This window comes from Amycolatopsis balhimycina FH 1894 (assembly GCF_000384295.1).
GTDB lineage: Bacteria > Actinomycetota > Actinomycetes > Mycobacteriales > Pseudonocardiaceae > Amycolatopsis > Amycolatopsis balhimycina.
The window spans coordinates 1,911,635-1,931,755 of record NZ_KB913037.1 but is presented as its reverse complement, the minus strand read 5'-3'; the positions used below and the strand labels follow the sequence as shown (position 1 = coordinate 1,931,755).

Sequence of the window (20,121 nt, the reverse complement as noted above, 5' to 3'; positions counted from 1 at the left end):
GAAATGAAAACCACGGCGGACTCCCGGTCGATCGTCGTCGTCGGAGCCGGAGCGGCCGGGGTGCTGACGGTGCAGCGGCTGTCGGCCGTGTCCCACGGGCACGAGATCGTGGTCGTGGACCCGGCCGCGGACACCGGCCGTGGGGTCGCCTACGCGACGTCCGAGCCCGCCCACCTCCTGAACGCCCCGGCCGGTCGGCTGAGCACCGATGCCACGGATCCCGACGACTTCGTGCGCTGGGCTGCGGCAACCCTCGGCCGCGCCGTCGACCCGGGCGAGTTCCTGCCGCGCGGCTGCTATGGGGACTATCTCGCCGAGCGGTTCACCACGGCCGTGGCCCGGAGCCGGGTCCCAGTACGCCGGGTGCACGAGCGCGTCGCCGCCATCGACCGGGCGCCCGGCGGGCTGCTCCTACGGCTCGGTTCAGGCGCGGAACTGCGGGCCGCGGTCGTCGTGCTCGCGACCGGCTTCGCCGCGCCAGGACGAAACTGGGTACCGGAGTCCTTGCGCACGTCGCCGGCCTTCGTCGCCGATCCTTGGGCTGACGGCTTCCAGGCCACCGAGGGCGTGGACGGCGATGTTCTCCTCGTCGGCACCGGCCTCACGGCGGTGGACGTCGCGCTGCAGCTCGACCGTCCACATCAGACAATCCACGCGGTTTCGCGCACCGGCCTGCTGCCCCGGGCACACGACCGGCGGGTCGAGCCGCCCGACCTGACCGGGCTCGACCCGGCGGACGGCCTCGACGAGTTGTGGCGAGCCGCGTCCGCCGGGCGCGACCGCCGGGCGGCCGTCGACGGCTTGCGCGGCGTGGCCGGCCGGCTCTGGCAGGGGCTGTCCCACGCCGACCGCGAACGGTTCCTCGGAGACTACGCCCGGTTCTGGAACATCTACCGTCATCGCATGGCCCCCGCCGCGGCCGAGCGGATCCGCGAGCTGCGCCGCGCGGGCCGGCTGCACCTGCACCGGGGCGAAGTCACCGGCGTCTCCCCGGACGGCGACGCCGTGTGTGCCGAGTTGTCGACGGGCGCCTGCCTGCGCGTCGGCACGGTCGTGAACTGCACCGGCCCGCAGCTGGATCTGCGTGCGGCCGGTGACCCGCTGGTCGCCGCGCTGCTGAGCGCCGGCCTGGCGACCCCCGGGCCGCACGGGCTCGGACTCGGCACCGATCGCGAAGGCCGGGTGCTGGGCCGCGACGGAGATTTGAGTCCGTTGTGGACACTCGGCGCGTCCCGCGTCGGCACGCTGTGGGAGTCCACCGCGGTGCCGGAAATCCGGGATCAGGCCGGGGGCGTGGCCGACGCTGTGGGGAAGTTCCTCGCCGCGCGGACCGCGACCCGGCATCGGCCCCGCGACCGCTACGGCCTCACGCTGAGCACCACCCGCGAGGCAGCGGCGGCGTTCACCGACGGCGTCGAACGAGTCCTGCGTGGACAGCACCACGCGCTCGAGCGTTTCGTGGCCGCGACCGAGGCCGATCCGGGTTTCGCGCTGGGACACGCCGCACTCGGACTGCTCGGGCTCGAAGGAGGTGGCCAGGTGGATGTCGGCAGGCACCTTCGCGCCGCCCGCGAAGCGGTGCGTGGCGCGGACGCCCGCGAACGCAGTTTCGTCGCCGCCGTCGCGGCCCGCGCGCACGACCTGCGTTCGGGGGCACGCGCACTGCTGCGGCACATCGCCGCGTATCCGCGCGATGCGTTCGCGGTGAACGCTGCCGTGCCGACCATCGCCTTCGGCGGTCTCACCAGCGACCGCGAGACCTGGTCGCTGGTCGAGAGCCTGGCCGGGGACTACGGTGACGACTGGTGGTACCACGGCCAGCTCGCCTTCGTCCGCCAGGAGCAGGAGCGCTGGGCCGAGGCCGAGCAGCTGGCGGCCCGTGCGCTCGCGGCCGAACCCGCGTCCGCGCACGCTGTCCACGCGCGCACGCACGTGTTCTACGAGACCGGTGAGCACACCGAGGGTCTCGAATGGCTCGACAGCTGGATCGCCGACTGGGGCGAGGACAGCCAGGGCCGTGCGCATTTCTCCTGGCATGCCGCACTCCACGAGCTGATGCTGGGTGACGACGCCGCCGTCGCGTTGCGGTATGAACGGGACCTCGCACCGCCCACCGTGCGCGGGCCGCGGGCACTGGTCGACTCGGCGTCGCTGCTGTGGCGCTGCGAGATGACGCGTGGCCGGGACGAGCGCCGGGGCGCGGCGGCCGCGCTCGCCGCGTCACCGGAAGAGTGGCTCACGCGCCCGCCCACTCCGTTCGCCGCCATGCACGCGGCGATCGCCCTGGCCGCCGCGAAGGACACCGAACGGCTGCAGGCGCTGCACACCTTCGCCGCCCGCCACGGATCGGAGGTGTTCGAGCGGGTGGTCGCGCCGTTGTGCGCGGGCCTGGCCGCGGTCGTCGAGCAGCGCTGGGACGACGCGGTGGCCCAGCTCGGCTCCGCCCGTCCGCTGGCCGCCCGGCTCGGCGGCAGCGCGGCGCAGCGCGAGATCATCGAGGACACGTTCGTCCGGGCGCTCGCCGCCGCCGGGCGCAACCGGGACGCGGCGGCCGTACTCACCGCCCGGCTCGATCGGCGCCCGCCGTCGCCCTTGGACCGGACGCGGCTCGCGGGCCTCGGCGTGCCGGTGGCGGCCGGGCTGCGGTGGCAGCACACGACCGTCGGAAAGGCCGCGCGGACCGCGCTCAACCGGCACCGGCCCGGTGTCGTGTGGTTCACCGGTCTGTCCGGTGCGGGGAAGTCGACCATCGCCGACCTGCTCGAGACCCGCCTGCACGCGCACGGAGTACGCACCTACCTGCTCGACGGCGACAACGTCCGCCACGGCCTCAACCGTGACCTCGGCTTCGGCGACGCCGACCGGCAGGAGAACATCCGCCGGGTCGCCGAGGTCGCCGCACTGATGGCCGACGCGGGGCTGGTCGTGCTGGTGTCGTTCATCTCGCCGTTCGCCGCCGAGCGCGAGCTGGCCCGCGGTCTCGTCGCCGAGGACGAGTTCTGTGAGGTCTTCGTCGACACCCCGCTGGCCGTCGCCGAGGCCCGCGACCCGAAAGGCCTCTACCGCAAGGCGCGCCGAGGCGAGATCAAGGAGTTCACCGGCATCGATTCGCCCTACGAGCCACCAGCTGCTCCTGCGATCAGGATAGACACGTCGGTGCAGTCGGCCGCCGAGGCGGCGGACACGATCTTCCGGTATCTCGTGGCGACCAAGGTATTGGACGGAGAGCCGAGTTGACTGTTTCGCTGCGGTGACGGACGCGTCCCGGGTGGCCCGATCCTGCTCGACCACAGGTCCGTAGCCGTGTCGCCTTGGCTCGGCGGGGCGTGTTCCGAGCGGTCGGGGGGGGGTCAAGAAGCCCCAAAGCTTCCGCCGCCTGCGCATCCGCACCGAACGACGAGCCGACGTCCACCAAACCATCCTCAGCCTGGCCTGCTCCGTGATCTGCCTCCGCAAACTCATCTGAACTGACCCCTAAGACTGTGGAGCGGGTGCCCAGGCGTGCGTGGCGAAATCCCAGTCGAAGTACTTTCCGGTACTGGTGATACCCAGCCGGGGTCCGTTGCCTGGTGCGTCGTCGCTCTCGAACGCGAGCAGAAGCGGTTGCTGACGGCTACCGAATTGAACTGTTTCCTGCTCACCGTTCTCGACGACCTTGAACTCCACCGAGTACGCGTAGACCAGCCCTGGGGTTCCCGCCAGTTAGGTGCCGACGTTCCAGTAGGCGGGTGCGCCGGCGGGCGCCAGGGTGAAGGGCGTAGCCCTGGCTGATGGTGTGAAGCTCATGGGAACTCCGCTGCGGATGGAATGGAGGGTGCGGCCGCTACGCGCGGGGCGCGTGGGCGATGGAATCCACCGCGATGGTGAGCAGCAACCGGGTCTCGGGTTTGCCGCTGAAGTTGGGGTGGGGTGTGCCGAGGTACTTGTGGGAGAGCTTCTCGATGTTCTCGGCCGCGCCGTCGGTGGTGGAGTCGATGACGTGCCCGCGGAGCGCGTAGTAGCGGGAAACGTCGGCGGGGTCGGTCACGCTGATGGCCACACGGGGGTCGCGGGCGATGTTCTTGGCCTTGCGGTAGCCCACCACGGTGTTGATCAGGATGTGGTGGCCGTCGGTATCGACCCAGGTCTGGGTCATCTGGGGTGATCCGTCGGGCATCACGGTGGAGATGAAGCACGGGCTGGGCCGGCGGAGCAGGCCGATCAGGTCGTCGGGGAGCAGGACGGTGGGGGTGCCGGACACGGGAGGACTCCTGGGGATGAGGGCGGTGGGGTTCAGCGCAGGGTGGCGAAGGTCGCGCGGATGCTGTCGATGAGCGCCTCGGGGTTCTCGAGCGCAGCGAAGTGGCCGCCGGGGCCCTCGGCGAAATGGACGAGGTCGGTGTAGCGGCGCTCGATCCAGCGCCGGGTCTTGCGGACGTGTTCGCCGGCGAGCTGGATGAACCCGGTCGGCACGGCGATCGGCGAGGCGGCCGTGACAGGGGCGGGTGCGCCGCCGTTGAGCATGTCCCAGTAGATCCGCGCGGATGACACGCCGGCGTTGGGCAGCCAATACATCATGATCGCGTCGAGCAGTTCGTCGTAGGTGAACGACGCCGGCGCGTCGCCGGGGGTGGCGCAGGTGTCCTGGAACATCGCGTAGATCCAGGCGGCGAGACCGACGGGTGAGTCGGCGAGGGAATAGCCGATGGTCTGCGGGCGGGTGCCCTGTTCCTTCGCGTAGCCCGAGAGCTTGTCCCAGAAGTGGCCGGCACTCGCGAGCATGGCCTGCTCCTCGGGGGTCGCGTCGGCGATCTCGTCGGGATCGGGGCCGAACATGCCCATGCTGAGGTGGATTCCGGCCAGCTGCGGGATGCCCTTCGCGGCGATGGTGTTGGTCACCGCGGTGCCCAGGTCACCGCCGTGCGCGCCCCAGCGGTCGTAGCCGAGCCGGTCCATCAGGGTGATCCAGGCGTCGGCGATCCGGGGGAAGCCCCAGCCGGTGGTGTCGGGCTGGGCGGAGAACCCGAAGCCCGGCAGGGACGGGATCACCAGGTGGAACGCCTGCCGGGGGTCGCTTCGGTGAGCGGCGGGGTCGGTGAGCGGCCCGACCGTCTTGGCGAAGTCGAGCACGGAGCTGGGCCAGCCGTGGGTCATCAGCAGCGGCAGCGCGTCGGCCTCGGGTGAACGCACGTGCAGGAAGTGGATGTCCAGGCCGTCGATGGTGGTGTGGGAGGAGCCCATGCTGTTGAGCAGGGCCTCTGCTCGGCGCCAGTTGTAGGTCTCGGCCCAGTAGCCGGTCAAAGCCCGGATCGCCCCGGTGGTGGGGCCCTGGCTGGTGTCGGTGACGGTCTCGATGCCCGGCCACCGGGTGAGGGCGAGCCGGGTGCGCAGGTCGTCGAGGTCGCCCTGCGGGACGTGGATCGGGAACTGCTCGATGTCGGTGGTGAGGGTGCTGTGCATGACGATTCTCTTTCAGCTGCCGGCGTCGGGTTCAGTGCGTGGGGCCGAGGAGCGGGAGGAGGACCTCGTCGACGAGGTCCAGCTGCGCGGCCTCGTCGAGCGGCACGCCGCGCAGCAGGGTGAGCAGGAGGACCCTGGCGATGGCCACGTCCAACGCCAGGGCGACCCGCTCGGTCGCGACAGCCTCGCCACGAGCGCGCGCGTGGGTGGCGATCATCTCGGCATCGACGCGGCCGCGCCGGGCGATCTGGTCGGCGATGAGCTCGCGCAGGGCCGGGTCGGAGCGGATGCCTTCGACCAGTCCCAGCAGCGCCGGCCCGCCCGTACCGGTCACGGCCCGGGTGATGCCGGCCACGGCGTCGAGGAGATCGCCACGCACCGTTCCGGTGTCCGGCGGCGCCGTGCCGGCGCCCTCGGCCGACCGTCGCAACGCCTCGGCGACCAGCTCGGCCTTGCCCACCCAGCGCCGGTACATCGTGGCCTTCGACGACTTGGCCCGGGCCGCGATCGCATCGACGGTCACGCGCGCGTAGCCGATCTCGGTGACCAGCTCCGCCGCCGCCGCCAGAATGGCGTCCTCTCGCCCGGCTCCTCGAGACGATGGTGCAGGCCGCTCGGCGTCCATGGGCCCTCACTCCCGTTGATATGAACGAAACGGTACCGTACACATGTGGGGGGCGACTTGTGACCTCGACCACTTGGTCGCACGGCCGGCCACCGGTCGTCCGCGCGCGTACTGCTCGCGGGCCCGCCGGCAACGTGCTTACCGCCAGCGGCGCACCTGTGAACGCCGGTCAGCCATATCCGCCCGATTTTCCCGAGTACTACGGCGATCCCGGCCGGGCCGGTCGAGGTGGACTGGCGCGAGGCGCCGTTCTGACCCCGTATGGTCAGCTGGCCCGGCTGGTGCGGCGGCGTTTGGTGGTGCGCAGCCGGAACGACTCGGTGCCGGTCTCGATGATGGACGCGTCGGACGTCAAGCGATCGACAATCGCGGCGCAGAGCCGAGGGCCGGTGAAGGGGCGTTCTCCGCAGGAGGTCACCAGCGCGCGATCGCGGTGACTACCCAGCGCGGCGAACAGCTCGTTGAAGCTGGCCTGACCCGTCTGCGCCTTCTACGCGCCGGCGTGGAGGTAGGCCGCCCACAGTGAGGGGGTTATCGGGTAGTTGTCGCGTACCGCCCGGATGGTGCGGTGCAGGGCGGTAGCGGCCTGCTCGGGGTCCGGCGTTCCAGGCGGGCCAGTGGTCAGGTGGGTGTAGAAGGACTCGGCGATCTTGACGGCAACTTGGTCGTCGATCGGCCAGAGGGTGCCGATGACGTGGGGGAATCCCGCGAGCTGGAAGGCGCTGGCGAGGTGGATGGACTCGTCGAGCAGGTCGGACCTGGCGGGATCCGCGGTGCTGCAGGCGGAGAGGTAGGCCAGCTGGGCGCGCTCGAGGTTGATCTGCGCGAGGGCGGAGACGGTCAACGGTGTTGTTGCGTGGTCGTGCAGGAGCAACCGGCTCTGGGAAGGGTTGGTGCGGTCGGCCTCGCCATGGCAGGCGAAGTGGGAGATGGCGCACTGCGGGAGGCGAGCGAGAACGGTGGCTGTGGTCGGGGTGTCGGCGCCCGCGAACGGAGTGCTGCCGTCGCCGGCGGGGAAGGGTTCGGTGAGCTGGTACGGGTGGGGAAGGAGCGGTCGGATCCGGCGAGTCTCGTCGACGACGTGCCGGAGCGGGCTGCAACCGGGAGTGGTCGGCATGGCGACGATCAGGGACTGCCCGGCGGGCGATGGGCGGCGCTCACGGGCGTGGCGCAGGGCGCGAATGGTTGGGGTGTAGGAGGAGATCACCCGGTCCATGACAGTAGGACGGTGCGAGCCTTGCCTGGGGTCGCGGTGAAAACCTGCAGCGTGCAGAGGCAGCTGTCCGAGGAGTCCGCCGGGGGCCAACCACACCCGCGGGAGTGGTTGGCCGTCCTGGGCAGGGGGGATCGCCTCGCCCAAGTCCTGCAGGGCGGAAAGAACCGGCTTGGCGGCGGTATTCCAGAGCCATTCCAGGACCTCGCGCAGCGTCCGCTGCGCCGCGATGGGGTCGCCGTCGTGCGCTGTTGCCTCCGACAGTGCGCGATAGAAGGCGTTGACTCGGTCCCGTACGGCGTCCTGAGTGAGTTCCGGCAGCGGACAGGAGGTGATGCCAGCGCGTGTGAGCAGGAGGGCGTCGCTGCGATACACGCTGATGTTGAATGTCACTATAGGGCCGTGTGCGGCCTCGGCCAGGAGAGTGTCGGGAGTTGGGGGCAGGCCGAAGGCGGTGAACCCGTCAAAGGCTCGGATGCGTTCCAGCAACTCTTCCAACTCCGCTGCGAGCTGGTGGCGCTCGCGTCCGATGCCCGCAACATCGCCGGTGTCCCCCATGGTTTCGGCCGAGGGGCGATCCCGGTCGAGGAGTTCGCGAAGCTGGGTGAGACGCCCGGCCAGATCAGGATGCTTCTTGCGTAGATCGGTCAGGTCACTGCGGGTCTCCAAAGCCTGGGACAGCAGCACTGCTCGCCCGGCTTCCGCCAGGCGCAGCGCTCGGATGGCTCGTTCCTGCGCGGTGCCTGTGCTGTCGGCCAGGGCCAGAGCGGCCGCGTCGGCGGCGAGACCGTCAGCGTTGCGGGCGAGAGCGTGCTGCTGGTCACCGCGCTGCAGTCGTCGCTGGACCACCTGCGGCAGGATCAGCACGGCCCGTTCCAGGAGTCCGGCAGCGCGGCCGGGATCCGAGGAGGCGAGCAACCCTGCTGCCATACGCGCCGCGTCGACACGAAGCCATGGTGGGGCTGTTGTCGCTTCGACAGCCTGCTCCAACACGGAATGTGCCTCGGCCCGGGCGGTCGGGTCGCCGACACACAGGTCCCAACTCACCAGGTGGATGCCCAGGTTGAACAGGGCCGTGGCGTGGCCGGGGTCATCGACCTGGGTAGCTCGGATTGCGGCGCGGCCCACTTCCACGGCCTCTGCCAGCTCGCTGTTGTCCCTCGCGCGAAGGGACCGCGCCGCCAGCACGCCGCTGAGATTGGACAGGCGAACAGCCTGCGCGGGGTGGCCGTCAGGGAGAGACCGGACAGCAGCCCGGCTGGCGTCGATCGCCCTGTCCAGATCCGCTTGATCCCGTGTGCTGTTGAACCGCGCCAGCAGGGCGTTGCCGAGCTCCGACAGGAAGGCTGCACGGTCGGGGTGGTCGTCAGGGGCTGCCTGGACGGCGGCCTCACCCACCTGCACGGCCTCGTCCAAGTCCGCCGGACTCCCCAACCGTCCAAATCGGAGCTGAAGTAAGCCGCTGAGGCTGGCCAGTTGGTGTGAATACCAAAGATGGTCGTCGGGGGTGGCGTGGATCGCGGCGCGACACACGTCCACCGCCCTGTTCAAATCGCCGAGATCCCCAGTGTGCTCGAACCGCACGGCCAGGGTCTTGCCGAGGTCTCCCAGGGACGCCACAAGGCCGGGGTGTTTGTCGGGGGTGATCTGGACGGCGGCCCGGCCCACCTCCTCGGCCTCGTCCAAATCCGCCAGGCTCCCCGAGCGCAAAAATCGGAATCGCAAGGCATTGGCGACGTTGGTCAGGAAGACGGCACGGTCGGGATGATCGTCGGGCGCTGCTCGGACGGCGGCTCTGCTCATCTCCACGGCGTCGTCCAAGTCTCCAGGGAGCTTCCTGTACCTGAACCGGCGCAGCAGGGCGTTGGCGAGGTTGGTCAGGGACGATACGCGGTCGGGATCGTTGTCGGTGGCCTGGACGGCCGTCCTGGCCATTTCCACGGCCTCGTCCAAGTCCGCGAGATTCCCTGCGCGCTCGAATCGGCGCAGCAGCGCGTTGGCCAGGAGATTCAGGGGTGCGCCCCGGTCGGGGTGGTAGTCGGGGGTGATTCGCAGGGCGGCCCGAGCCACTTCCACCGCTTCGGCGAGGTGCACCGAACGCCCCGTACGCTCGCCGAGCATCTCCAGGCCGTTGCCGAGGTTGGTCAGTGCGATGATGAGATTGGGGTGGCCGTCGGGGACATTGTGCGCAATGCGCCTCCACAAATCCACCGCCCCCTCGAGAAGATCCCTGTCCATGGTTTTCGAGGCAAGCTGGAGCAGATTCATCGCACCGGGCACGGCCCGGTCGGTGAGAGTGGGCAGCAGCGACTGGGGTAGGTGTTCTATACCCGCGATAAAGCATCCCTTGAAGAAGGCCGTCGCCTTTTCCCAATCGGATTCGGACGCCAGAGCTTGCGCACGGTAGAAATGCAGCCAGCCCAGGGAGTGCGCTGCTTCCAGGTCAGCCATCGGTGTGCTGGCACACCTTGTCAGGAGCTGTGCCTCGACGAGCGCGGTCGGCTCCAGTACCGCAGCCTCGTCTCGTGTGGCGGCCACCCGAGCCAATCGGGCCCGGACTGCTTCCAGCAACACGTCCCGTTCGTTCATGATTCTTTCCCCTCGTGACTGTCGTCTCCCAGTCAGCCAGCGTAGAGGTCACGTGCTGTACGAGGTCAAGTTCGGACAGTATGGTTGCATCGGATTGTCGGCCGGCGCCGTGCTCGGCAGGGCCTCGGCAAGAAACAGGGGGATTGTGTGATCGATCAGCCCGACGGGCGAGGCGTGGAGTCGCGCGAGCGTGTCGCCTATGTATGTGTCCAGTCAGACCGCATCCGCGCGGTGCTGGAAACTCACGGTCCTGATGGTGCGGCTCCGCTGGAACGCACGTTGGCGGCGCTGCGTGACGGTGAAGAGACCACCGCACCGTTGGACGCGCTCCACGATGCTCTTTTGGTCGCGGGGGACGCCGCAGGCATCAACGGTCGCGCCCGCGGTCTGACTCCGCACGGCGTCAGCCCCGCGATGCCCGACGAGTGGGTGTTGCTGTGCCCGATGCACCATTGCTCTCGCTACACCTGGCCCAGCGGCCCCGAACTACCGCGCTGCACGATTAGCGGACAGCCCTTGCGCAGAGAACGGGTGTAGAGGGGATGGGTGGGTTTCTTCAAACTCTCGGACAGAAGCTCGCCGAGCGTTGGCTGACTCTGCTGGTGCTACCCGGGGCGCTCTTCGTGGCCACCGCTATCACCGCCCAGACTCTTGGCCAGGCTCATGCTCTGGACCATCACCGCCTCATCGAGCAGGTCGCCCGCTGGGTTCACACTCCGGCTGCGGCCGGTATCGGCGGCCAGGTCGTGATTCTTGGCTCGATCCTGGCATCCGCCGCGGCGGCCGGGCTGGCCGCGCAAGGGCTGGCGACGCTGGTTCAGCGCGCCGTGCTGGCCGTCGGGTGGAATACGTGGCCCCGTCAGCTGCGCCGGGGGGCTCGCGCCCTTGTTGTCCGCCGGCGCAGCCGCTGGACTGCCGCTGCACGCCGCTATCAGCAGCAACTCGACGCCGATGCCCGCGCCTTGGCCCGCACCGGAGGCCGAGCCGACCTCGCTCCGCGCCGGGCCGCCTATCACGCGATGCTCCGCATCGCCACCGAGGAACCGGACCGACCTACCTGGAGCGGTGACCGCATTCACGCCGTGACTGTCCGTCTGGAGCGCGACCATCACCTAGACCTGCCTGCACTGTGGCCGTACCTGTGGCTCACCGTGCCCGAGACCACCCGCGCCGAGATCACCACCGCTGAACAGGCCCTCGCCCGTGCCGCCGCCCTAGGAGGCTGGGCCCTGATGTACACCCTGCTGACCGCATGGTGGTGGCCTGCCGCGCTACTCGCCGCCGCCATCGGCCTGACCGCCAGATACCGCATCCGCTGCGCCGCCGACACCTACGCCCAGCTCTTGGAAGCCGCCGCCCGGCTTCACGCTACCGGCCTGGCTACTCAGCTCGGCATCGACCACACCGGGCACGCAGACCCCGCCCTCGGCGACGCACTAACTCACCAATTACGAGCTCAGAATCCGGCATTGTCACCGCCCAGTTCTGGGGGCGCCCCGCTCTACTGACTCGAAGCGTCTCGACGTTCGTCATGAGGAGGCTGTTGGCGCGTCGTCAACGGAACCACTGGCCATGTCCGTCACTACCACCGTCGTCGCTCCTTGTCTGCATCTGCCGTAGCGCAACGATGTCACTAACGCCGTCGGCGCCTTCGCATCTTGAAGGCCATCACGCCCACCACGGCGAGGACAGCCACGGTCAGCCAGACCGCGATGGGCACACCGGACAACAGGCCGGCGGCAGTCAGCAGGGATCCGATCAACATGGGTGGTGCTCCTTCGATGGTCACTATCGCGACGGCATAACCGTTGATGACGACGCTACGAACACCGCCCCGGGTGTGTCGTCGGTTCGCGGTAGGAACCGCGGTGGAGATTTCCAGGCAGATATCCACCCCGATCTCCACCTCCAGCACGAGGACACCCGGCCCGGAAACCGGCTAGCGTCACCGCCGGTCGCCTCAGTGACCGCACGGGATCAGGGAGGGTGTGATGGCGAGCATGCATGCCGCATCGGCGCCGGTCAGGGCGGTGCGGACCCCGGCGGGGGATCCGGCCTGGTTGGTCAGCGGCCACGACGAGGTGCGGGCGCTGATCGCTGACTCGCGTCTGTCGTGGACCACGAGCGCGGCGGGTGCCTCCCGTTACTCGCAGGCGGCGATGATGGGCCACCCCGATGCGCCCGGGCTCGGCGATCTCACCGCCGGCCTGGTCAGCCAGGGGCTGCGGATCTTCGACTCGGTGCGGCAGAACCTCGGCAACGACGCGCCTGGTAAGGCGCCGGCAATGCGCCAGGACGGGGACCGGTGACCGACGTCCTGATCGCGGGCGCCGGACCCACCGGGCTCACGCTGGCCATCGAGCTGGCCCGCCGGGGCGTCGACGTGCGCATCGTCGACCGAGCTGCCGAGCACTTCCCCGGTTCGCGCGGCAAGGGGCTCACCGCACGCACCCAGGAGGTGCTGGACGACCTCGGTGTCGCCGACGAGGTGCTGCACTACGGGTTCCGGCACCTGCCACACCGGCGGTACCTCGACGGCGACCTGGTTGCCGAGGCCGACCCGCACGCCCAGCGGGCACCCACACCGGATCGGCCCTACGACGGCGGGCTGCTGATCCCGCAGTGGCGGATCGAGCGGATCCTGCGCGCGCGGCTCGCCGAGCACGGCGTGCGGGTGGAACTGGCCGCAGGCCTCGCCGAGTTCAGCCAGTCCGCGAACGGTGTGCATGCGGTGCTGGATACCGGCGAGCGGGTGGCTGCGCGCTACCTGGTCGGCTGCGACGGCGGTCGCAGCACCGTGCGCAAGGCACTCGGCGTGCGCTTCGAGGGCGAGAGCGGGGAGCAGGCCATGCTGCTCGGGGACGTCGAACTCGACGGGCTCGAACCGGACGCCTGGTACCAGTGGACCGTCCGCCGGCACGGGTTCCTGGCTCTGTGCCCGTTCCGCCACGAGCGGTCCTGGCAACTGCAGGCCGTACCGTTCGGCGACTTCGGCGCGGAGGGCAGCCTCCCCGAACCCTCGCTGCCGTACTTCCGGCGGATCGTGGACGATCTCGCCGACGGGCACGGCATCCGGCTCTCGAAGGCGAGCTGGCTGTCCACGTACCGGGTGAACGTGCGGATGGCCGACCGGTTCAGGGTGGGCCGGGTGTTGCTGGCCGGCGACGCGGCGCACGTGCATCCGCCGGCCGGCGGCCTCGGCATGAACACCGGCATCCAGGACGCGTACAACCTCGGCTGGAAGCTCGCCATGGTGTGTTCCGGCGCGTGGCAGTCGCTGCTGGACAGCTACCAGGAGGAGCGGCTCCCGGTCGCCTCGTGGACGCTCGGCGTGAGTGCCGAGGGGCTGCGCAGGGTCGCGGGGCGGTTCGTCAACGGTGGCAGCACGGACATCGCGGACGGCGCGCCCCCGGACGGCCAGCAGCTCGGGCTCGGCTACCCGGCCAGCTCGCTGTCCGTCGACGGCGACGCCGGGAATGGACCGCGTGCCGGTGATCGTGCGCCCGACGCGCCCTGCGTGGACAGCTCCGGCACGCCACGGCGGCTGTTCGACGCCTTCCGCGGCCCGCATTTCACCCTGCTCGGCTTCGGCGAGTCCTGCGCCGGTCCACTGCGGGACGTCGGCACCGCCCACCGTGGACTCGTCAAGCCGGTGGCGGTCGGCGCGCCGGGCAGCGGTGCCGAGCTGGTGGACGTCGAGGGGCACGCGCGGACCGCGTACGGCGTCACCGGGGACACCCTCGTCCTGGTGCGGCCTGATGGCTACCTCGCGCTGCGCGCACCCGGCGCGAGCAGGACTGCCGTGCGGGACTACCTGGACCGGGTCGGCGTCAGCCGGAGCGCTTGACCGCCGAGACGTCGATGTCCAGGGTGACCTTGTCGCCGACCAGCACGCCGCCGGCCTCCAGTGACGCGTTCCAAGTCGAGTACCAGGACAAGCCCGTCCGTCATGAGTACCGGCTCACCGACAAGGGACGAGACGCCTTCCCTGTGCTGATGTCGATGGCGGCCTGGGCCGACCGCCACACGGTGACGGTCTGCTCGGCCCGCGCGGGCTTCCCGGAGATGGGATCGACAGTCAGCGGAAGAGGCGGAAGAACCCGCGCACCTGCTGGACCAGCGACTCCGGCTGTTCCAGCGCGGCGAAGTGGCCCCCTCGGGGCATTTCCTCGAACCAGCGCAGGTCGGTGAACCGCAGCTCGGCCTCCCGACGCGACGGCCGAGTTATGTCGCGGGGGTAGATCGACAGCCCGGTCGGTGCGGTGACCTTGTCCCGGAAGCGGGCGAAGCTTTCCCAGTACAGGCGCGCCGACGACGTGGCCGACGCGGTGAACCAGTAGACCGAGATCTCGTCGAGGATCGCCTGCCGCGACACCGCGTCCTCGGGATGGCCGTCGTTGTCCGTCCACGCCTGGAACTTCTCGGCGATCCAGGCCGCCTGGCCCGCCGGGGAGTCGGTGAGGCCATAGCCGAGCGTCTGCGGCCGGGACGCCTGAAGCGCCGAGTACCCCCGGCCGGTCCGCCGGAACTCCTGCTCGGCCTCGAGGTTCGCCAGCTCCGACGGCGTCGGGTCGTCGAACGTGCCCGCCGCCACGGACCCCAGGTTCAGGTGCACACCGGCGACCCGCTCGGGCGCCACCTCGCCCAGCGCGCCGGACACCGCCGAACCCCAGTCACCGCCCTGCGCGCCGTAGCGCTCGTAACCCAGCGAAACCATCAAGGCGTCCCAGGCGCGCGCGATGCGGGTGACGCCCCATCCGGTCGTCGACGGCTTGTCACTCCAGCCGTACCCGGGCAACGACGGCGCGACCACGTGGAACGCGTCCGCCGGGTCCCCGCCGTGCGCGCGAGGATCGGTCAGCGGGCCGATGACGTCCAGGAACTCGAGCACCGAGCCGGGCCAGCCGTGCGTGAGCACGAGCGGGAACGCGTCCGGTTCCGGTGAGCGGACGTGCAGGAAGTGGATGCCCAGCCCGTCGATAGTGTCGCGGTATTGCGGGAAGACGTTCAGCCGCTCGGCGAACCCGAAGTCGTAGTCCTCGGCCCAGCTGCGGCAGAGCTCCTGCGTGTAAGCCAGCGGGATTCCCTGTGACCAGTCGTCCACCGGCTCGGGCTCGGGCCACCGCGTCCGGCGCAACCGGTCACGCAGGTCCGCGATCTCGGCTTCGGTGACGCTGACCTCGAATGGCTCGGCGGTCATGGTGGGTCTCCCTTCTCGGTAAGGCAATCGGAAAGCAGTCAGGCGCCGGGGCGCCGGGTCAAGCTGACGACGAGTCCGGCCAGGGGGAGTGCCGCGAGCACGGCGAGGGCCACCGGTACCGACGCGATGCCGGACAGGCCCGCGACGGTGGCCGGGCCGATCCCGCCGCCCAGGGCGTTCATGAAGTTGAGCAGGCTCTGGGCGGTGTCGCGGTCGCTCGTGGCGACCAGGTCCGTCGCGAGGCCCACCAGCACGGCCTGGGCGCCGGCGAACCCGCACACGGTCAGCGCCGTGCCGACGATGACCGGGACCGGGCCGCTGAAGACCGCGACCACGAGCACACCGGTGACGGTGACCGCCGCGAGTCCGGCCGACACCTGCCAGCCGGTGAACCGGCCGGTCAAGGTGCCGACCAGCCGCCCGGCCAGTACCGAGCAGGCGGCCGCCGGGACGAGGAGCACGCCGGCTTCGAGGGCGCCGCCGTCCGTGGCCTGCTCGATCAGGGACGGGGCGAGGAACAGCACGCCGTAGTAGCCGGCGAAGACCGTCCCGCCGATGAGCCCGGCCGGCAGGAAGCCGCGGGCCGTAATCACCCGCCGGGGCACGAATCCGTCGGGCGTGCGCCGCACGCGCCACCACAGCGCCCCGGCGGCGAGCGCCCCGGCGGCGGCCACGACGAGCGTGACCACTACGGGCAGGCCGACCGAGTGGGCCTGCAGCACCGTGATCACCGAGCCGGCGAGTACCGACAGCACGGCCGCGCCGACGACGTCGAATCGCCCGGTCGGGTCGGGGCGCTCGCCTCCACCGTTCCGCGCCAACGCGTGCCTGCTCGGCAAGGCAGCCAGCAGGAGGGGCAGCGCGAGGACCGGGATCGCGAGCACGGCACGCCAGCCCAGCCAGGTGGTCACCGCCCCGCCCAGCAGCGTCCCGCACCCCGACGCGGTCGCGCCGGCGGCGGCGACGATGCCCAGCGCGCGGATCCGTTCCCGCCCGGGAAGGGCGGTGGCGGCGGCGAAGACGGCGATCACGGTCGCGCCCGCCCCGGCGCCACCGATCAGCCGGCCGGCGATCACGACCGCCAGCGTCGGGCCGGCTCCGGCGAGCACGGAGCCCGCGGCGAGTGTCACGACCCCGACGACGAGAACCTGGAAGGGGCTCCACCGGGCGATCAGCCGGCCTGCGACCGGCATCGCGAGCGCGGAGGTCAGCGACCACGCGGCGAGGATCCACGCGGTGGCCCCGAACGGCACCGCGAGCGCCCGGCCGATGGCCGGCAGCGCCACCGACGGAGCGCCCAGCGCCACGTACATCGGCAGCACCAGCATCCCCAGGAGCAGCCCCAGCCGGCGCCCGTCCGGGGCTGGGTCCGCTCCCCGGCCGGGGAGCGGACCCAGAGGATCGTCTGCGGCATCGTCGTCTCCTCTCACGTATGGTGGTGACATGTGACAGCCAGTATGAGTGTCACATTAAGGAGCGCGAGGAGACACGTCAAATGCTGGATGCGTGTTACAGCACGTCGGCGGTCCAGACGGCCGTCGACCTTGCCAACACCCTGAAGCCGATCAAGGGAGAGGACGAGCTCGAGACCGTGGAGCAGCTCGGGGGCTTCCTCGACGGCCATTCTCCGGCCGGAACAGCCCAGCCGCAGCGGCGTCTCACCCCCGCCGACCTGGCGGAGGTCCGCGAGGTGCGCGAGACGGTGCGTTCCGTGCTCGAACGAGCGGGCACCGACCCAGTGGGGGCCGCGGCCCTGATCAATGACGGTCTGCGGCGCGGCCGCGCCACCCCGGCGCTGCGCCATGAACACGACCGCTGGTGGACCGAGGTGACTTCCGACACCGACCGCTGCTCGGCGCACCTCGCAGCGACCACGCTCAGCGCGCTGGCCTCGGTGATCGCCACGCTCGGTCCGGCTCGCCTCGGTGTATGTGCCGGGCCGAAATGCCGGTCCACTTTCGTGGACCTCTCGCGCAACGGCTCGAAGCAGTACTGCACCCGAGCCTGCGCGCACCGGGCCAGCGTCGCGGCCTACCGGAGCCGGCGCACCTCGTCGTAAGCGTCGGCTCCCGGCCCGGCCCGGCCCCCGGGCGCCGTCCGGGCCGCTGGTCGGAGGCCGGGCGCAGCGTTCTCACGCCGGACATCAGCCCGGTCATCAGGTGCATTTCCAAGATCGGGAGTTGAGAAACGCGCTGTTGTGCCACGTAGCAGCCTCATTGAACCATCTCCATCTGTCGTGTTTCCCTGTTTGCAGATGCGGCATGAATCGCCATCACTCGACCGTCAGGCAAGAGCAGCCCTCGCGCGTTCAGGCCGGCCCCGGACAAGGTGATGTTTCCTCCGGGGTGGGGAGTGCCCACCAGTGTGATGTCGCGGGGCCGGTAGCCGTCGAAGTAGGGCAGCGGCAGGTGGGTGAGAACCAGCAGGACCGCGGCCAGTGCGCCGAACCGCTGCAGGTCGGGTTCGCGTCTGCCCTGCCAGAGCCACAGCACGAGCACGAAGTTGGTGACGAGCAGGAACCCCCAGCGTGCCTCGTCCCATCCGCCGAAAGCGAGCAGCACCGGAGTCGCCACCGCGGCGAGCGGCAGCAGGGTCGCCGCCGAAGGCCGGTGCAGCACCAGGAAACCGGCCACCACCACCAGCAGGATCGGCAGCAGATAGAGCAGGACGTCGGTGATCGAGTAGAGCTGCCAGCTCTGCGCCTGGGTACGGTTGAAAAGCCCGAGTGCGTCGTCGCGGTACGGGAAACCCGCGCCTGCCAATACCTGCTGGAACCTCTGCACCGCACCCGCCTCGGCCGGTGGCACCGTCAGCACCACCAGTCCGGCGGCCGCGGACGGTGCGAGCAGCGCGCAGGCCTTCCGGAACGGGAGTTTCCGCAGGAGTACGACCCCGAAAACCGGAATCACCGTGAGCAACGCGATTTCGTGCGTCAGTACGGAAGCCGCCATCAACGCGGCGGCGGATACCGGCCGGTTGCGGCGCAGTGCCCACAAAGCGGCGAACAGCAACAGGTACAGCACCTGGTCGAGGTAGCCGACTTCGTGGAACAGGTAGCCGCCGGTCGGCAGCAGCAGCCAGCCGATGATGAGGAATCGCCTGCTCACCGAAGATGTCCGGAAGAACGCGACCACCACTACCGTCAGCACCATCCCGAGCACGGCGAAGGCGGCGACGGCGTACACCGCGTAGTGGTACCCGAACAGTGCTGCGAACGGCCGCAGCACGGTGCCGACGAGAAACCGGCGGTGAAAGCCGTCGGTCAGCGATACGGATTCGAGCGTGACAGCCCAGCCCGACGGTGACCGGAATCCGAGGTACCCCGCGATCGGCAGCACAACCAGGAGCAGCGCCGTGGCCGGCGACAACAGGCCATTCCAGCGGATTCTCGCCCGTGGCGGGGGCGCGTCGAGCGGCGGTAAAAGGGCGCGCGAGGGCGCGACAGAAATGGTGTCCATAAAGCCGGAATCCTTTTCTGGAGAGGAAAATGCCGAGAAAGGTCAGCTGTTCACGACGGTCCGGCGGTAGTCACGGATTCCCACGACGGTCAGTGTCACGACGATTGCGCCGGCACAGCAGACCTGCGCGATCACCACCACGCCGAACGGCTTGATTCCGTTTTTCAGCACCAGATTCTGGATCACCGCCAAGGCGATGCACAGGGCCAGCGCCAGCGTCCGTGCCGGGCGTGGTCCGGTGCGGCGCCGGAGCAGCAGATATCCGGCTCCGGCGATCGCGCACAGCCAGACGAGCGGGGACAAACCGGTGATCCGGTTCAGTGCGCTCGGGAAGCCGAACTCGAGCGCGAGGGCGGGGGCAAGGACCAGGCTTGCGCCGATGGCCCACCACCACGGCCGCGCCGGTGGCAACGGGGCGTCGACGTGGAAGGCCGCAAGCACCAGCACCAGCGGAAGCCACTGTGGAGCGAAGTACACGACCGGCCCTGGCCCGAGATCGGACCAGTGCTTGGTCAGGAACAAGATCGCGCCCGCGGCCAGGATTGCCCCGGCGGCGATCCTGGCCATGCGGCGCCACCCGTCCACCAGAAGTACGAGCGGGATCAGCGCGACGGCCAGCGGGACGAGGTCCGTGATCAGGTCGGACGTCAACGCTGCACGGAGGAAATCGTGGTCGTGGTCGGAGAATGTGAAGAGCGACCAGAGGGTCATGCCGGCGTTGCTGGCGGATCTGAGCACGCCCCAGAGCAGGCCGAGGAGCGCGATCTGCCGCACCAGATCGCCGAGGGCGACCGCGCGGGCGGGCGCCGCGCCCTGGCCGCCAGGCGGGTGCGCACACCCAGCGCCAGCAACGCCCACAGTTCGCTCCACAGTGCCGCGCGGGCCCGCTCGCCGTGCAGGTCGAGCAGGGTGCCGACCATCTCGTCGCCGCGTTCGGCGCGGTACCACGCCGGGAGCACCCGTACCAGCGTGCGGTACTGAGCTTCGGCGCTGATCATGCCCGCCCTTCCGTCGCACGGGGCCACTGGCCGCGGGCTCGCAACACCGTGCTGGCGGCATCGACGTTGGCAGCCAGCCGCCGGGTCTGCTCGACCAGCGCCGCGCTGCCCGCCCCGGTCAACCGGTAGTAGCGACGGAGCCTGCCCTGGTGAATCTCCTCCCGGTCGTGCTCGGCCCAGCCGTCGGCGACCAGCCGGTCCAGCACGCCGTAGAGGGTGCCGACCCGCAGCCGCACCCGGCCCTCGGACATCTCCAGCACCCGCTGCACGACTCCGTACCCGTGCCGCGGCTCCTCCTCCAACGCGACCAGCATCAGGAAGGTCTGCTCGGACATGTTTCGCTCTACCATGAGTCCACATATATCATAAGACGATATATAGCGGTGTCCGTTGCCTCGTCGTCCGCGAAATTTTCCGCGGTAGCGGCGCACGAGGGGTCGACGCACGTGGTGGCCCGAAGAAAGGCCGCCCGGTCGCGGGCACCGGCCCGCCGGGTTCGGCCCCGCTGGCGAGTTGGTCATCGCGAGCGGCTGGGATCTCGTTGTACTGGAACGGAGACCGCCGCCGGCCAGCTGAGGAAAGCCCCACTGCGCCGCTGC

18 protein-coding genes and 1 pseudogene are annotated in these 20,121 nt (G+C 70.2%); 7 read left to right on the top strand and 12 right to left on the bottom strand.

The genetic code is table 11. From position 1 onward, the window contains the following. Positions 1-3 precede the first annotated feature (3 nt). Positions 4-3,237 (top strand): adenylyl-sulfate kinase, encoded by a 3,234-nt coding sequence (cysC, locus tag A3CE_RS59550; protein WP_020639532.1) that lies wholly within the window; start codon positions 4-6, stop codon positions 3,235-3,237. A 130-nt stretch (positions 3,238-3,367) separates the two neighbouring features. Beyond that, positions 3,368-3,466, top strand: a pseudogene (locus A3CE_RS59790) (IS5/IS1182 family transposase); the annotation flags it as partial. 8 nt (positions 3,467-3,474) lie between these two features. Here A3CE_RS59790 and A3CE_RS56265 read toward each other — a convergent pair. The 5 genes from A3CE_RS56265 to A3CE_RS50410 form a co-directional block, all read right to left on the bottom strand. Further along, positions 3,475-3,666 (bottom strand): hypothetical protein, encoded by a 192-nt coding sequence (locus A3CE_RS56265; RefSeq protein ID WP_125591704.1) that lies wholly within the window; start codon positions 3,664-3,666, stop codon positions 3,475-3,477. Positions 3,667-3,823: 157 nt separating this feature from the next. After that, entirely contained in the window at positions 3,824-4,240 is a 417-nt protein-coding gene (locus A3CE_RS0107890) for a TIGR03618 family F420-dependent PPOX class oxidoreductase (protein ID WP_020639531.1), read from the bottom strand. A gap of 32 nt (positions 4,241-4,272) precedes the next feature. Then, on the bottom strand, positions 4,273-5,439 hold the full coding sequence (locus tag A3CE_RS0107885; RefSeq protein ID WP_020639530.1) for an epoxide hydrolase family protein: 1,167 nt from the start codon (positions 5,437-5,439) through the stop codon (positions 4,273-4,275). A 31-nt stretch (positions 5,440-5,470) separates the two neighbouring features. Beyond that, the gene (locus A3CE_RS57355) at positions 5,471-6,064 is read right to left on the bottom strand and encodes a TetR/AcrR family transcriptional regulator (protein WP_020639529.1); all 594 of its coding nucleotides are present in this window, start codon (positions 6,062-6,064) and stop codon (positions 5,471-5,473) included. Positions 6,065-6,554: 490 nt separating this feature from the next. Continuing rightward, a complete protein-coding gene (locus A3CE_RS50410; RefSeq protein ID WP_084641350.1) occupies positions 6,555-9,866 on the bottom strand; it encodes a CHAT domain-containing tetratricopeptide repeat protein in 3,312 nt (1,103 codons plus the stop codon). 147 nt (positions 9,867-10,013) lie between these two features. On the opposite strand from A3CE_RS50410, the gene A3CE_RS56250 reads away from it, so the two are divergent. Then, complete coding sequence (locus A3CE_RS56250) at positions 10,014-10,403, top strand: hypothetical protein (protein ID WP_125591706.1); 390 nt, start codon at positions 10,014-10,016, stop codon at positions 10,401-10,403. 5 nt (positions 10,404-10,408) lie between these two features. Beyond that, positions 10,409-11,374 carry a hypothetical protein gene (locus A3CE_RS50405; RefSeq protein ID WP_020639525.1) on the top strand — a complete coding sequence of 322 codons (966 nt, stop codon included), beginning with the start codon at positions 10,409-10,411 and terminating at the stop codon, positions 11,372-11,374. Between the two features lie 125 nt (positions 11,375-11,499). Here the strand turns inward: A3CE_RS50405 and A3CE_RS56245 are convergent, their stop codons facing one another. Beyond that, the gene (locus A3CE_RS56245) at positions 11,500-11,781 is read right to left on the bottom strand and encodes a hypothetical protein (protein WP_125591708.1); all 282 of its coding nucleotides are present in this window, start codon (positions 11,779-11,781) and stop codon (positions 11,500-11,502) included. 76 nt (positions 11,782-11,857) lie between these two features. Between A3CE_RS56245 and A3CE_RS50400 the strand changes: the two genes are divergently transcribed. Further along, the gene (locus tag A3CE_RS50400; protein WP_020639523.1) at positions 11,858-12,175 is read left to right on the top strand and encodes a hypothetical protein; all 318 of its coding nucleotides are present in this window, start codon (positions 11,858-11,860) and stop codon (positions 12,173-12,175) included. Next, positions 12,172-13,713: an FAD-dependent oxidoreductase gene (locus tag A3CE_RS0107845; RefSeq protein WP_020639522.1), complete on the top strand. Its 1,542-nt coding sequence runs from the start codon at positions 12,172-12,174 to the stop codon at positions 13,711-13,713. The genes A3CE_RS50400 and A3CE_RS0107845 overlap by 4 nt, the downstream gene beginning before the upstream one ends. A gap of 231 nt (positions 13,714-13,944) precedes the next feature. Here A3CE_RS0107845 and A3CE_RS0107835 read toward each other — a convergent pair whose 3' ends face one another. Together A3CE_RS0107835 and A3CE_RS0107830 are read right to left on the bottom strand one after the other, a co-directional pair. Then, positions 13,945-15,066 carry an epoxide hydrolase family protein gene (locus A3CE_RS0107835; protein ID WP_020639520.1) on the bottom strand — a complete coding sequence of 374 codons (1,122 nt, stop codon included), beginning with the start codon at positions 15,064-15,066 and terminating at the stop codon, positions 13,945-13,947. Positions 15,067-15,104: 38 nt separating this feature from the next. Beyond that, on the bottom strand, positions 15,105-16,394 hold the full coding sequence (locus tag A3CE_RS0107830; RefSeq protein WP_020639519.1) for an MFS transporter: 1,290 nt from the start codon (positions 16,392-16,394) through the stop codon (positions 15,105-15,107). Between the two features lie 167 nt (positions 16,395-16,561). Between A3CE_RS0107830 and A3CE_RS0107825 the strand changes: the two genes are divergently transcribed. Further along, entirely contained in the window at positions 16,562-17,125 is a 564-nt protein-coding gene (locus tag A3CE_RS0107825; RefSeq protein ID WP_020639518.1) for a CGNR zinc finger domain-containing protein, read from the top strand. A gap of 154 nt (positions 17,126-17,279) precedes the next feature. Here A3CE_RS0107825 and A3CE_RS0107820 read toward each other — a convergent pair whose 3' ends face one another. The 4 genes from A3CE_RS0107820 to A3CE_RS0107810 all read right to left on the bottom strand — a co-directional run bounded on the left by A3CE_RS0107820 (position 17,280) and on the right by A3CE_RS0107810 (position 19,857). Then, entirely contained in the window at positions 17,280-18,434 is a 1,155-nt protein-coding gene (locus tag A3CE_RS0107820) for a hypothetical protein (protein ID WP_020639517.1), read from the bottom strand. Positions 18,435-18,566: 132 nt separating this feature from the next. After that, the gene (locus tag A3CE_RS0107815; RefSeq protein ID WP_020639516.1) at positions 18,567-19,298 is read right to left on the bottom strand and encodes a hypothetical protein; all 732 of its coding nucleotides are present in this window, start codon (positions 19,296-19,298) and stop codon (positions 18,567-18,569) included. After that, positions 19,232-19,522 carry a hypothetical protein gene (locus A3CE_RS56240; RefSeq protein ID WP_125591712.1) on the bottom strand — a complete coding sequence of 97 codons (291 nt, stop codon included), beginning with the start codon at positions 19,520-19,522 and terminating at the stop codon, positions 19,232-19,234. The genes A3CE_RS0107815 and A3CE_RS56240 overlap by 67 nt, the downstream gene beginning before the upstream one ends. Beyond that, the gene (locus A3CE_RS0107810; protein WP_020639515.1) at positions 19,519-19,857 is read right to left on the bottom strand and encodes a PadR family transcriptional regulator; all 339 of its coding nucleotides are present in this window, start codon (positions 19,855-19,857) and stop codon (positions 19,519-19,521) included. Before A3CE_RS0107810 ends, A3CE_RS56240 begins: the two co-directional genes overlap by 4 nt. Between the last annotated feature and the right edge of the window lie 264 nt (positions 19,858-20,121).